Source organism: Ktedonobacter robiniae (assembly GCF_016587375.1).
GTDB classification, from domain to species: Bacteria; Chloroflexota; Ktedonobacteria; order Ktedonobacterales; family Ktedonobacteraceae; genus Ktedonobacter; species Ktedonobacter robiniae.
Genome location: NZ_BNJG01000004.1, coordinates 220002 through 232269, shown reverse-complemented (window position 1 = coordinate 232269; position 12268 = coordinate 220002). Strand labels below are relative to the sequence as shown.

Annotated in this window: 12 protein-coding genes; 6 read left to right on the top strand and 6 right to left on the bottom strand. The window is 51.2% G+C overall.

Going from position 1 to position 12268, the window contains the following annotated elements; genetic code table 11:
• The first annotated feature begins 48 nt into the window (after positions 1 to 48).
• Entirely contained in the window at positions 49 to 582 is a 534-nt protein-coding gene (locus JMJ04_RS41770; RefSeq protein WP_201376323.1) for a GrpB family protein, read from the top strand.
• A gap of 46 nt (positions 583 to 628) precedes the next feature.
• Here the strand turns inward: JMJ04_RS41770 and JMJ04_RS41765 are convergent, their stop codons facing one another.
• Positions 629 to 1885, bottom strand: a complete 1257-nt coding sequence (locus JMJ04_RS41765; protein ID WP_201376322.1) for an MFS transporter — start codon at positions 1883 to 1885, stop codon at positions 629 to 631.
• Between the two features lie 264 nt (positions 1886 to 2149).
• Here JMJ04_RS41765 and JMJ04_RS41760 point away from each other — a divergent pair, with 264 nt between their 5' ends.
• A complete protein-coding gene (locus JMJ04_RS41760) occupies positions 2150 to 3598 on the top strand; it encodes an NAD(P)/FAD-dependent oxidoreductase (protein WP_201376321.1) in 1449 nt (482 codons plus the stop codon).
• 70 nt (positions 3599 to 3668) lie between these two features.
• Here the strand turns inward: JMJ04_RS41760 and JMJ04_RS41755 are convergent, their stop codons facing one another.
• The 5 genes from JMJ04_RS41755 to JMJ04_RS41735 all read right to left on the bottom strand — a co-directional run bounded on the left by JMJ04_RS41755 (position 3669) and on the right by JMJ04_RS41735 (position 8222).
• On the bottom strand, positions 3669 to 4022 hold the full coding sequence (locus JMJ04_RS41755) for a GNAT family N-acetyltransferase (protein WP_201376320.1): 354 nt from the start codon (positions 4020 to 4022) through the stop codon (positions 3669 to 3671).
• Positions 4023 to 4024: 2 nt separating this feature from the next.
• On the bottom strand, positions 4025 to 4603 hold the full coding sequence (locus JMJ04_RS41750; protein ID WP_201376319.1) for a DUF2087 domain-containing protein: 579 nt from the start codon (positions 4601 to 4603) through the stop codon (positions 4025 to 4027).
• A 105-nt stretch (positions 4604 to 4708) separates the two neighbouring features.
• A complete protein-coding gene (locus JMJ04_RS41745) occupies positions 4709 to 6466 on the bottom strand; it encodes an ATP-binding cassette domain-containing protein (protein ID WP_201376318.1) in 1758 nt (585 codons plus the stop codon).
• Positions 6466 to 7380, bottom strand: a complete 915-nt coding sequence (locus JMJ04_RS41740; RefSeq protein WP_201376317.1) for an ATP-binding cassette domain-containing protein — start codon at positions 7378 to 7380, stop codon at positions 6466 to 6468. The genes JMJ04_RS41745 and JMJ04_RS41740 overlap by 1 nt, the downstream gene beginning before the upstream one ends.
• Positions 7381 to 7406: 26 nt before the next feature.
• Complete coding sequence (locus JMJ04_RS41735) at positions 7407 to 8222, bottom strand: ABC transporter ATP-binding protein (protein ID WP_201376316.1); 816 nt, start codon at positions 8220 to 8222, stop codon at positions 7407 to 7409.
• Between the two features lie 310 nt (positions 8223 to 8532).
• Between JMJ04_RS41735 and JMJ04_RS41730 the strand changes: the two genes are divergently transcribed.
• The 4 genes from JMJ04_RS41730 (at position 8533) to hppD (ending at position 12259) form a co-directional block, all read left to right on the top strand.
• A complete protein-coding gene (locus tag JMJ04_RS41730; RefSeq protein ID WP_201376315.1) occupies positions 8533 to 9273 on the top strand; it encodes a metallophosphoesterase family protein in 741 nt (246 codons plus the stop codon).
• Between the two features lie 1143 nt (positions 9274 to 10416).
• On the top strand, positions 10417 to 11019 hold the full coding sequence (nusG, locus tag JMJ04_RS41725; protein ID WP_307811814.1) for a transcription termination/antitermination protein NusG: 603 nt from the start codon (positions 10417 to 10419) through the stop codon (positions 11017 to 11019).
• A gap of 125 nt (positions 11020 to 11144) precedes the next feature.
• A complete protein-coding gene (locus tag JMJ04_RS47565) occupies positions 11145 to 11519 on the top strand; it encodes a VOC family protein (RefSeq protein WP_236039076.1) in 375 nt (124 codons plus the stop codon).
• Complete coding sequence (gene hppD, locus JMJ04_RS41720) at positions 11513 to 12259, top strand: 4-hydroxyphenylpyruvate dioxygenase (protein ID WP_236039074.1); 747 nt, start codon at positions 11513 to 11515, stop codon at positions 12257 to 12259. The genes JMJ04_RS47565 and hppD overlap by 7 nt, the downstream gene beginning before the upstream one ends.
• The last annotated feature ends 9 nt before the right edge of the window (positions 12260 to 12268 follow it).

Genomic DNA, 12268 nt, shown 5'->3' with positions numbered 1-12268 from the left:
CCAGGAGATGTTTCTCATGTCTCAATTCATGAAAGCGGGCGATCCAGTATGGATTTGTCCAATGTGACCTGGCCCAAACAATTTCAACAACTCGCTCAGCCCTTACGCAATGCCCTGAGATCTGTTGCGCTTCGCATTGATCATATTGGCTCAACCTCGATCCCTGAACTTGCCGCCAAACCAGTTATTGATATTCAGATCTCTGTTGCAAACCTCGAGCCGCTTGACACCTATCGATTACCCTTGGAGCGCCTTGGCTACATCTTTCGCGCTGACAACCCAATTCGAACACAGCGCTATTTCCGTGAAACTCCAGGTAATCCGCGAGTGCATATCCATGTGGTGCGAGCGGGAAGTTTTGGTGAACAGTTCGCACTCCTCTTTCGCGATTACATGCGAGTGCACCCGAATGTGGCTACTCAATATGCCGAGTTGAAAATCGGGTTGGCACAGCGCTATCAACTTGCGGAGGAACGTCCGCTCTACACTGAGGCCAAAAGGCCATTTATTTGGAAGGTTATTGCTCAAGCCGATGATTGGGCACAGTCTACTGGGTGGTTCCCCGGTCCTTCCGATGCCTAAATTTTTTGTCGATAATGAGGGGTAATCTGTGTCCCTCTCTCTGCTTCTATGATGATGATGTATCCTTTGCGAGGTACTGTTCGTTCTGCCCCAAAGGGGTGAAGAAGAACGTGAAGGCAATGCCAAGGATTAGCAGGCCAACCACTGCGTAGATCAGAGCAACCTGACCAGTTTGTGCAATGACGAAGCCGCCAAGCAAGGCTCCCAGTGATGCCGTTGACCAGGTCAAGACTCTAGTCACGGTAATAACACGACCAAGCAACCGAGGAGGCACCATTGCCTGCGTCAGGCTGTATGCATGGATCAGAAAGAGAATATCTGCACCGCCACGCAATGTCCATAACAGCAGTAATGCCCAATACGAGTGTGTCAGAGCCGTGAGAGCTGTCAATCCTCCCTCTATCATGAGTGCTCCCAGGGCAATCGCTCCGAGGGACCAGCGCTTATGAAAGTGCTTTGCTGTTAACGAGAGAATAACCGTCCCAAGGCTTCCGCTTGCGTACAACAGTCCAATCTGGAAATCGCTTGCAGCAAACCATTGCTTGGCAAAGAGCACCAATTGCGCACTTGATGTTGGGAGGATGAAGTTGACCAGAAGAAGCAGGAGTGTGATCCAGGATAAGATTGGATGTTTCAACACGTAGCGCAGACCCTCGATTATGTCCTGGCGTAGACTTGTTGGAGGTTTCTGCTCACTAGGATTGCTCTGAAAACTGGTGCGGATGAGCAAAAGAGAACCGGCAGAGAGAAGGAACGATGCAGCATCAATGCAGAAGAGTAGAGGAAGAGGAACAACAACAATCAATAGACCCCCCAAAAGCGGTCCGATAACTTTGGCTGTCGAGTATCCAGCTTGAATGCGTCCATTGGCTGTTACGAAATCCTCCTGATGAACAAGACTCGGGATTGCGGCAAAATTCGCTGCATCAAAGCAGATGCTCATGGTAGATTGGAGAAACGCGACGACATAGATCCACCAAACGGAGAGGAATCCCAGGAGAGCACCAAACGGAAGAGAAGCAACCACGAGCGCACGAATGATATCTGTCACTATCATCAAGCGTTTGCGATCAATTCGATCCGCCCAGGCCCCGATAATCAGACCGAAGAGAAGATACGGGAGAGTAGTGGCAGTGAGTGTCAAGGCGAGGAAAAGAGAAGAACCAGTGAGCTTGAAAATCAGCAAAGGTAAAGCGAAGCTGGTAAACGAACTTCCCAAGGTCGAGATCGTTTGTCCCGTCCAGAATTTCCAGAAGTCACCGTTGTTAGTGCGTGATTCGACGACAGAAGAACGAGCAGGCATGAAATTCCCCTAATTTCAGATATAACAAAAGCGTGTTGTTTCCTCTTTAGAATAAACTGCTCTCTGCATAGCTTACAAGGCGGATTCTATGCTCAAAGCATAGGCAAACTTGCGAGTTGCCTCCGCTCCTTTGTCTCTCTTGACATCAACTCCACAAAGATGGGCCATGATCACACCATCGTCTCACTTCAGCTTGTGGTGTGGCGTAAACGTAAGATGAAAGCTGGAATAGACATCTGTTGAGTGTGTGCTGAGGAGTTGAAAATGCGAAAATATCTAAATCTCATTGCAGCTATAACCGCTGGAGCAGTTTTCGCGGGCAAATATTGGAGGAGACATGGTAAAAATCAACGTATCCATGTAAGTGAGACGGAGGATGCTTATCGCCAGGCACGTCTGCGCATTCTCATACTGGGAAGTGGTTTTGGTGGACTCTCGACCGCTCTTCGGCTTGATAGGGAACTTAGACAACAAGATATGTGTAGTGTTCTGGTCGTGGATCGTGACAATGATATGCTTTTTACGCCGCTTCTGTGGTTAGTGGCCAATGGTCGCATCAGTCCTAACAATGTGGTTGTCCCCATTCGAGATTTTCAGCGGGGCAGACGATTTCATGTTCTGCATGCAGAAATTGAGCGCATCGATCTTCAACACAAAGAGGTGCACACCTCCGCTGGTATTCGCCCTTATGATCGGCTTGTGATTGCTCTGGGCAGTTCTACCTCTGTGCCTGATTTGCCCGGCTTACGCGCCCATGCAATTCCATTCTACACCCCCTCAGATGCCTTACTATTGCGCAATCGCCTGGTGGATGCGGTAGAGGCTGCTCATCGCACCATTGACCCCTTTGAGCGTCAGTCCTGGCTCACCTTTGTCGTTGGAGGTGCGGGAGATACCGGGGTAGAGCTGGCGGCGATTATTCATGACTACCTGCATGCTGGATTGTTTAGAGAATATCCCTGGCTTATTGATGCCTCAGTACGTATTGTTGTCGTTGGGCGTTCAGAACGTGTTCTTCCCACCAGTAAGCCCCAGACCTCCAACCTTGTTCACTTTGTACTTGAACAGGAAGGCATCACTGTACTGACCGGACGTTCGATTACGGCGGCAAGCGAAAAGGCGGTAGAGACAACTCACGAGACCATTCCTGCGCGCACCCTCTTCTGGGCGGCAGGCATCACTGCTCCAGAGGTGGTACGTCAACTGGCCGTGCCGCAAGCGAGGAATGGCGCGATTAAGGTCGATAATTTCCTACGTATTCCTGGCTATCCAGAGGTCTATGTGATCGGCGATTCCTCATGGCCCTATGACTCAACCACGGGCGCTCCAATTCCAGCCACGGCTCAGGCAGCCTCTCACCAGGGAGATTATGTAGGTAAGGCTATCACCCTGGAAGAATCCGGGAAGCCTGTGCCTGCCTTCCGCTATACCACGCTTGGGCACCTGGCTTTGCTCGGTCACTACAAAGGCGTTGCTGAACTTGGTCCCTGGACTGTTGATGGCGTCGTGGCGTTTCTCTTGTGGCACCTCGCGTATCTGGTGCGTAATCCATCATGGGTGAAGCGCATACGTCTCGTGATAGACTGGGCGCTTTCTGCCATCCTTGGTCGTGATATCGGTCAATTGCGGACCGAGGCCGAGGTCTATGAACGCACAAAAGTCGCTACCCGCGAAGCTCGGGTTGGCAAGAGTCCACTTGATAGAGGGGGATGAAAGCCGTGCTGCTATGAGATATTGTCACATGAATATGCCGAGTTATCGCTTGGCTTCATCTACGTATGAGCTATGTTACTACTGTAGTACGAAGGAAGCGGTACATGTAGCAGCCATTGCCATGGGTATCGCGGTGGCGTGCGTTGCGAGCATAGCCACAACTCTCCCAGAAAGCCTGGGCCAGAGTATTCTGTACCAGTACTCCCAACCCAATCTCTGTCACCTCCGGGGAGGAAAACAGGTAGTCTTTCAGCAAGGTAGCGGCCTCGCGTCCATATCCGCGTCCCTGAAATTCACGCCGAATAATCAGTAACGCAATCCAACCTACATTCGCTGAAGGATGAAAAGCTGTCTCAGCGACGCCGATAAGCCTTCCCTCTCGATCAGCAGGGATAAGCGTGAGATTATTTCCTAGAAGATTCATACTTAAGACTTGCTCCCTTCCTCCGGTATGCGCCAATAGACGCCTTTCTCACGCGCCAGGAGCCGAGCGCCTACTAACTCACGGCGCCAGAAGGCCCAGTCTGGGTGATGACGCTTAATGATCTCATTGACTTCAGCTTCCTGGTAGCGCACCCCGTACTCAAACTGGCTGGCGAACCACTTCAGAACGACGGCCCGCTTCTTCGTGTTCGTAGGAACAGTCTTCAAGCGCGCTCCATCAAACAGGTCTCGAATGACTCTCTTCTCCCACTCATTGCCCTCGATATCATCAACCAGGGAGGCCATTCTCTCCTGGGTAAGAAGCAGTTTATTAACCGCACTTAATGTGGAGATGTTGAGGTGGTAGAAATGTGTATTTCCCTCGGCCTGCATCTCGACAAGTTCCAATGCCTTCAGTTTCGTCAGGTGGTGTGAAACGGTTGGGGGCTTTAAATTCAGGAGCGTTGCCAGCTCGTCCACACTGTATTCCTGATTGGCGAGCAGCCCTAACATTTTGAGCCGATTCTCGTCTGCCAGCCCTTTGAAGAAATCGAGCATTCTCTTGAGTTCTTCCTGTCCCATCCTTCTCTCTCTTGCTGTTTTGATATATATCGAATTAGCTAAGTAGAAGTATACTGAGATGCGAAAACTATATCAAGAGAAGTGAAGACGAAAGAAAACGTCTATTTAGTGGAGACTGGCCTCGCCGTGCCAGAGGTGTTGGAACTCAGGACAGGTTGCGAGCAGGTCGATGTACGTTCCCTGTGCGATGAGTGTTCCATCTTTGAGCACGAGAATAGTATCCGCGTGCTGGAGGAGGATGTGGCGTTGAGAGACAGCCAGGCAGGTGACATCACGCCGCTCAGCGAGACGCTGCCAGAGTGCCTGCTCCGTCTCGACATCGAGCGCGCTGGAGAGATCATCAAAGAGCAGGAGTTCTGCCTTGTGGGCAAACATGCGTGCCGCTGCGACGCGTTGGACCTGGCCCCCGGAGAGACGTACCCCTCTGGGGCCGATGACTGTTTCGATTCCCTCATGCATGGACAGCAGATCGGGGGTGAGCACGGCATGATAGATAGCTCGTTCCACCTCCTCTTCGCTATAAGGCGGTACAAGGAGCAGGTTGTCACGAATGCTTCCGCTGAACAGGTGTGGTTGCTGGGGAGTATAGGCGCTGTGGGGTGGCACAAGGAAGGCGGCCGGATCCTCAATAAGCGTTCCATTCCAGCGAACGATCCCCTCTTGCCTGGGCAGAAGGCCAAGGAGGACGCGTAAGAGCGTTGTTTTCCCCGAACCTATACCTCCAGTGATGACCGTGAGGGTACCGCGTCGCAGGCGAAAGTTCACATCCATAATCCCACGTTGTGTGTGGGGATACTGATAGGATAAGCCTTCAACATCCAACTGACGAAGGGGTTGCTCTGCTATCCTGGCGACAGGCTTGACCTCGGGGAGCGCTCCATGCAGGTACGTTTGCACAGGCGCGATCAGGGACGAGAGCGGCGCGCCCTGAAGAAAGGCGCCCAGACGCTCGAAGGAAACGCCAAGCTGGCGATGGCGCGCGATAAGCATCCCAAAGGTTGAGAAGCAGGCCATCAGAAGCTGGGCGTACACGACAAACAGGAGAAAGGTGCCGACACTGAGTGTGCCACTGGCGATGACCTGAGCCGAAACGAGGATGATCAGGCCAGTCACCAGGTTGAGCATATTGCTCATAAAGGATTGCATGATCTCCCATAAGACGCACTCGCGGAGTGCGACGTGACGCCGCTGTGCATTGAGGCGACGAAAGTGCGCGATGATTGCAGCCTCCGCTGTGGCGATCTTAATGGCCTGGACTGACTGAAAGATGTTGCCAATGCAGGTGGTTACCTCACTGGTGGCGGCCCGGCTGGCATGACGGTAGCGCTGGATATGCGTCATCAGAACGCTATTGAGCAGAATGATGCCAATAATAGGAAGCAACGAGACAAGCGTTATCAGAACATTGATGCGTAGCATGATCACGAGCGCGCCACAGATGAAGATGATACGCCCAAAGAAGACCGCCGACCAGATCATAAAGACGCCGATCTCTCGTGTATCGTCGCGCAAACGACTCACGGCATCACCGCTGGAAAGGCTGAGCGCCTGGGCCGCGGGAAGCGCGAAGAGATGTAACAGGATGTTCTTTGTCAGCAGGGCAATCACCTCCTGCTCCATAAGCGGTTCAAGAAAGAAGATCAGCGGGCGCAATGCTGGCGAGACAAGTGAGACAAGCAGCCACAACAGGAGCGCGCTCTCCCAGCGAAGCGGTGCTGTGCCGGCCACGTTATCCAAAAAGCTTCGCAGTAATTCGCCCGCCAGCAAAGGCATCGTGAACGTGATTAACCAGCAGGCGCTAAGCGAAAGATAGACCCAGGGGCGGAAGCGAAAGAGTGACCAGGTAAGATGCGATGTTTTCATCAAGCGAAAACCTCCTCCATGCCAGTTTGAAGCAGATGCGTAAAGTAGGAGTCAGGACATTGTTGCAGGTGCTGACGCGCACCTTGCTCGCGGATATGACCGTTTTCCAGAATCACCAGGTAGTCGGCCCGGCGTAGCGTCGCCAGGCGATGCGCGATAAGAATTACCGTCCGGCCAACCAGGACTCTATCCAGGGCCTCTTCCAGTCGACGCTCGCTCGCGAGGTCCAGGCATGAAGATGCCTCGTCGAGAATGACAAGCGGCGGGTCGCGCAGGAAGACACGTGCCAGGACCAGCAGTTGTGCCTCCCCGGCGGAGAGGCCCGTGTTACCCTGAAGCAAGGTATCCAGGTCAGCAGGGAGGCCCTGATACCATGCGCTGAGACCCGTCTCACGCAGGGCATAGAGCAGGCGCTCATCAGGAATATGGGGATCAAAGAAGGTTAGATTATCGCGCAAGGAGGCATGGAAGAGTTGGATATCCTGTGTGACCAGGGCGATAGAGCCACGTAGCGCGTGCAGGCGGAGTGAGCGCAGGTCGAGCGGGAGCGTATCGGCCCCACTGAGGTGGATGTTCCCGCTCTGAGGATCATAGAGACGCAACAGGAGACGGGCGATGCTGGTCTTCCCACTGCCAGTGCGTCCAAGCAGACCAAGCACGTTCCCACCTGGAAGCGAAAAAGCGATATCTTGCAGGACCGGTTCGCCTATCTCATACGCAAAGGACACATCGGAGAAGGCGATAGAGAGAGGACCTGTGGGGAACTGCTCTACATTGCCATCATGTACCTGTGGGGTGACGGTAAAGAGCGCATTGACGCGAGTGATGCTGGCGCTAGCATCCTGGAGGTCGCGTAATTGATCGAGGAGTTCAAGCAAAGGCGTCTGCAAGAGTTGGGTATAGTAGAAGAGCATGACCAGCGTGCCTGTGCTCGACCATCTCAGGCCAAAGAGGTATGCACCCAGCCCCAGAGCCAGAAACGTGCCGCCAACCAGGGCGAACGAAGTCGCGCCAACCTTGAGGCCGTCGAAGAGCCCCAGGATCTGTAGAGTGCGTACCAGCCACGCATCCGTTCGTAAAATCCTTGTAAGATCGATGTGGTCGCACCTGAAGAACTAATATTATCAAGGCAGGACAAGCGTTCCTCAAGGTATCCATAGAGTTGAGTTTGCTGCTCTTTATGCGCCAGGCTGTACGTCATGGCGAGGTTGCGCGTACGCTTCAAAATGAAGAGCACGAGCAGCGTATAGAGTGTGAGGCCCAGGCCCAGCCGCCAATCCACAAAGAAGAGCACAAGCAGGATGCCAAGGAGCAGCAGCAGGTTCCCAAGGACGCGTATGACGAACTGCGAGAAGAAATTTGCCAGGCTGGTCACGTCACCATCGAGGCGCGAGATCATCTCGCCGGGACTATGCGCGTTATGAAACGGCATATCCAACCGCAGGCAATGCTCGGCCAGGTCCTCACGCAGGCTATTTGTAGCCTGCCAGGCCACGCTCTCACTCAGATAGGTTGCCAGCCCCGAAAGCCCCTGTGAGACCAACCCGACGAGTAGGAAGAGCAGACCGAGCAGGCTCAGGATGGAGAGAGGCGCTTTGTGTACCGCCCCATCGAGAAAGAGTTGCAGGACACGCGGGTTCAGGAGTTGCAGGCCAATCGTGAGGAAGAGCAAGAACGAGAGTAGGAGTACACATGTGCGCTGGTGAGCGAGATAGGTACGCAATAGACGAGAGTAGGCATGAAGTGGTATATGCATGCGCATTTCCTTTGACCAGAAAGAGTAGGTAGAAACAGAAGACGTGTAAAGCATACCCTAGCAGAAACGGAAAAACATCAGCACAATGGACGATGCGCATTTCTTGACACATGCAATATGATGGTATGGAAGCTAGATCCCCACAGCACCGCCTTGACTCGCTTACTTCGGGCGAGAAGGGCCAGGTACCCTCTTTTATCATTCACCTAGATGCACCAACCACAGTGCTTCGGGAGGGCAACCGGGAAGTGTTTGCCTCTATGTTATTTCTGAAGCTCCAACGGTTTCCTGAGTACGAAAGGGAAATGCCATGCGTATTGCCATTATTTCCGATATCCACGGGAACTGTCTTGCGTTTGATGCTGTCCTGGAGGATATTAGTCGGCGTTCTATTGATCAGATTGTTTGCCTGGGAGATGCTATCCAGGGAGGATCTCAGCCAGCCGAGACGCTCCAACGTTTGCGCGAGTTGGCTTGTCCGATGGTTATGGGCAACGCAGATGCCTGGCTGCTCACAGGTGAAGAAACCAGCCCGCATGAACAGGTTTCTTCTCAACAGATGGCTGTCAGGGAGTGGTCCCTGGCGCAATTATCAGAGGATGACCGGGTATTTATCGGCCAGTTCGCCCCCACCGTGGAGATCGCGCTGGAGGCTGATAAAAAGCTGCTCTGTTTCCATGGCTCTCCTCGTTCGTTTGATGATCTTATTTTGCCGAATACCTCTGAAGAGGTCTTGCAAACACTCCTGGGAGGTTTTGAGGTGGCCCTTTTCAGCGGAGGACACACCCATACCCAGCAATTGAGGCGACTGGGAGATGCCTGGTATGTCAATCCTGGTAGCGTCGGCCTGGCGTATAACTGGACGCTTCCGGCTGACACCTTTCATGCCGATCCCTGGGCTGATTATGCTATTGTCACCTCTGAAGGCGGGCGGAACAATATAGAATTTCTTCATGTTCCATTTGACGTCAGGAGCCTTATCGAGCTTATCAAGGCCAGCGGCAGACCTTATCCCGAAACATCTCTGACATTGTACCAGGCGAAAGCATAGCAGATCGAAGGATGCTATTTCCCTACGCACGGAAAGTGTGGAAGATCCAGAATAGCCGCATCTTCCAACTACCGTCAAACTCGAATGGGGATGTTTTACATCGGGTTGCCTTGCATAAAAGCGCCTGGGAAGACGAAGGAGCGCGTACGATGGAGCGGCCAAAAAGGGGTGGAACTCAGGAAATGGCCGTATCCATCGACCGCCTTTCTTTGCCTCCTATTTCAAGGGTAGAAATGGCTTCTTAGGTGGGGTGAGAGTGAATGCATTGATTACCAGCATTCGCAGGCTAGCATGACTTTCAATCAAAAGGGTCAGCTCCCATCATTGGAGCTGTGTCTGAGATGGCTCTGGCTTGGGTAGGAACACCGCACACAAGGCATGCTCTGCTTGCTATTTCCAGTGGCACAAGCTCTGGCGAGAGATCGCATGCTCTCGGCTCATCAACCCGTGATGGTCTGGGGATGCCAACAAGCGTGTGACCCACTCGAGCCTTTGTTGAGGTGCGCTACCATATCACCCCTGGATGTAGCCCTTGCGTTCGACAGGCTCCCCAGGCGGCCCAACCTCTTCCTTTTCTCGCCGCTTTCTCCCAGCTTCATACAGGAATATGGGCAGCTTCTTTAGGCCTGAAGAGTAAAGCTTTCTACCCAAATGTATTATTTATACTATAGCCATGCTTTTATAAAGCTACCTTCCGCCCTGAAAAAAAATACTCCTCAAGCTGATTGCTAAAACATCTACCAGTATTTTACAATGTGCATGTGCTTAATGGACATAATAGAGAATAATAATTTTAGTATGTTATTATTGGATTATTATATTCCAGCAAGCAAACTGCGTATATATGTAGATAATGTTCATAGCCAATATATATTATCTGCATACTGCCATGTGAATGTGCATTACCGCTTATACTTCTGCTGAAGTATTCAAGAGCAAAGAAAAAGCTTTGTGTGTTGTAGCCCAAGCTCCATCAAGGCGTTAAAAGCGTTATCAAGTATCAACACGTTTACGTGTTGAGGTAGCGGAGCTTTTCCAAACATTTTATAAAGCTGCTTACCCCCCTCCTACAACCTTTTCCAACATCATTGACCGCAGCCCCTCCTGACATTACAAGAGCAAAACTAGCTATACGATGAGAGGATGTACTTTGTCATGTCTGAGTTTTGTGAAGCCCCTCAGAGTAGTACAGCCTGGTACTTAGTCCATTGTAAATCACGAAAGGAGCATTATGCTGCCTACATTATCAATACATGCCTGGGGCTAGATTTTTTCGTACCTACATGTGAAATACGATCCCGTGGAGTTGTACGCAATGTCCCCTTCTTTCCCAGCTATTTCTTTGTCATGATGGATTTGCAAAAGACGCCAGTGAGCAAGATTAACTCTAGTCCAGGGGTTTTACGTTTAGTTGAATTTGGTGGAGAGCCACAGGCCGTGCCAGAGTCTATTATCTCTGGGATTAGAGAACGCTTACAGCATATCGATATGGCCGATTTGCAGAAATTCCATCCGGGCGATGTTGTCAGAATGAAAAAGAACGAATCCTGGCGCGATCTGGAAATGATCTTCCTGGGTTCTTCTTCGCCAAATCATCGTGTCTATGTGTTGCTTGAGCTTTTAGGAAGATTGAATAAGGTAGAAGTCAATATCGAGGCATTAGAAAAATGTCACGAAGTACAAAAGCGGCAGCATATTCGTTTTACGCGCGGTAAAGGTAGAAAGATTAAGAACGCTGTTTCGTGATGAAGAGTTGGGATATATGTTGGGTGTGCTCGTTTCAACATCTACCAAGGTGTTTTATTGATTGTTGTTCACTGACAAATCACAATTGTGATTTGTCAGTGACTTGTGAAACAGGAGATTACTTTATGTCTTTAACAAATCCAGCAATCTCACAGAAACCGGCCCATTCGGATTATCCACTGCAAGGCGTTGATTATGTTGAGCTATATGTAGGAAACGCACGGCAAGCAGCCCATTATTACAGCACCGCCTTTGGATTTACTCCTATTGCGTATGCAGGTCTAGAGACAGGGGTACGAGATCGCGCATCCTATGTTCTACAACAGGGCGAGAGCTTTCTTGTGGTGACTGAGCCGCTTACTCCCGATGGTCCTATCGCGGAGTACATTAAAACGCATGGCGACGGGGTAAAAGATATTGCTTTTCGTGTAAGTAACGTTGAGCGTATTTACGAGCATGTCGTACAGCAGGGGGACAGGCGATCCAACCTCCTATGGTGATAGAGGATGATGCGGGCAAGGTTACCAAAGCGACTATCTCGGTCTATGGTGATGTTGTACACTCATTTATACAACGCGATGAGGAATGCGAGACATTCTTACCTACCTATCAGAAGCTAAACGACACATTGGACACGGGTACTGGCATCGATTCGTTTGACCACTTCGCGATCAGCTTGCCAGCGGGAGAGGTAGAGCGCTGGTTTGATTTCTACACTCGTGTATTAGGCTTCTCTCAGTTGCACGAGGAGGATATCGCGACCGAGTATAGCGCCATGAACTCGATAGCGGTACAGGATAGCTCTGAAAAGATCAAGTTCGTCTTGATCGAGCCAAAGGCTGGGCGCAAGAAATCACAAATAGAGGAGTTCCTCAAGTACCATCATGGACCAGGGGTTCAGCATGTTGCCGTGCATACAGAGGATATTATCGGCACCATTCGCTTGTTAGAAGCTAATGGCGTCAACTTTGTAAGCGCGCCCGAAAGTTATTATGACATGCTACCAGACCGTATTGGCACCATCGACGAGAGTCCAGAAGCATTAAAATCGGTGAATGTGCTTGTGGATAAGGATGAGTGGGGATATCTTCTCCAGATCTTTTCGCTCCCGATCCAAAGCCGTCCCACGCTCTTTATAGAAGTCATTCAACGTAAGAATGCCCGTGGATTTGGAAGCGGGAATATCCAGGCTTTATTTAAAGCGCTCGAACAAGAGCAAGCCAAGCGTGGAAATTTATAAGGAGCATAG

What these genes read in the sequence shown, in the direction of transcription:
- JMJ04_RS41770 (WP_201376323.1), top strand. Translation starts at nt 49, where the DNA reads ATGGATTTGTCCAATGTGACCTGGCCCAAACAATTTCAACAACTCGCT.
- JMJ04_RS41765 (WP_201376322.1), bottom strand. Translation starts at nt 1,885, where the DNA reads ATGCCTGCTCGTTCTTCTGTCGTCGAATCACGCACTAACAACGGTGAC.
- JMJ04_RS41760 (WP_201376321.1), top strand. Translation starts at nt 2,150, where the DNA reads ATGCGAAAATATCTAAATCTCATTGCAGCTATAACCGCTGGAGCAGTT.
- JMJ04_RS41755 (WP_201376320.1), bottom strand. Translation starts at nt 4,022, where the DNA reads ATGAATCTTCTAGGAAATAATCTCACGCTTATCCCTGCTGATCGAGAG.
- JMJ04_RS41750 (WP_201376319.1), bottom strand. Translation starts at nt 4,603, where the DNA reads ATGGGACAGGAAGAACTCAAGAGAATGCTCGATTTCTTCAAAGGGCTG.
- JMJ04_RS41745 (WP_201376318.1), bottom strand. Translation starts at nt 6,466, where the DNA reads ATGAAAACATCGCATCTTACCTGGTCACTCTTTCGCTTCCGCCCCTGG.
- JMJ04_RS41740 (WP_201376317.1), bottom strand. Translation starts at nt 7,380, where the DNA reads ATGCTCTTCTACTATACCCAACTCTTGCAGACGCCTTTGCTTGAACTC.
- JMJ04_RS41735 (WP_201376316.1), bottom strand. Translation starts at nt 8,222, where the DNA reads ATGCATATACCACTTCATGCCTACTCTCGTCTATTGCGTACCTATCTC.
- JMJ04_RS41730 (WP_201376315.1), top strand. Translation starts at nt 8,533, where the DNA reads ATGCGTATTGCCATTATTTCCGATATCCACGGGAACTGTCTTGCGTTT.
- nusG (WP_307811814.1), top strand. Translation starts at nt 10,417, where the DNA reads ATGTACTTTGTCATGTCTGAGTTTTGTGAAGCCCCTCAGAGTAGTACA.
- JMJ04_RS47565 (WP_236039076.1), top strand. Translation starts at nt 11,145, where the DNA reads ATGTCTTTAACAAATCCAGCAATCTCACAGAAACCGGCCCATTCGGAT.
- hppD (WP_236039074.1), top strand. Translation starts at nt 11,513, where the DNA reads ATGGTGATAGAGGATGATGCGGGCAAGGTTACCAAAGCGACTATCTCG.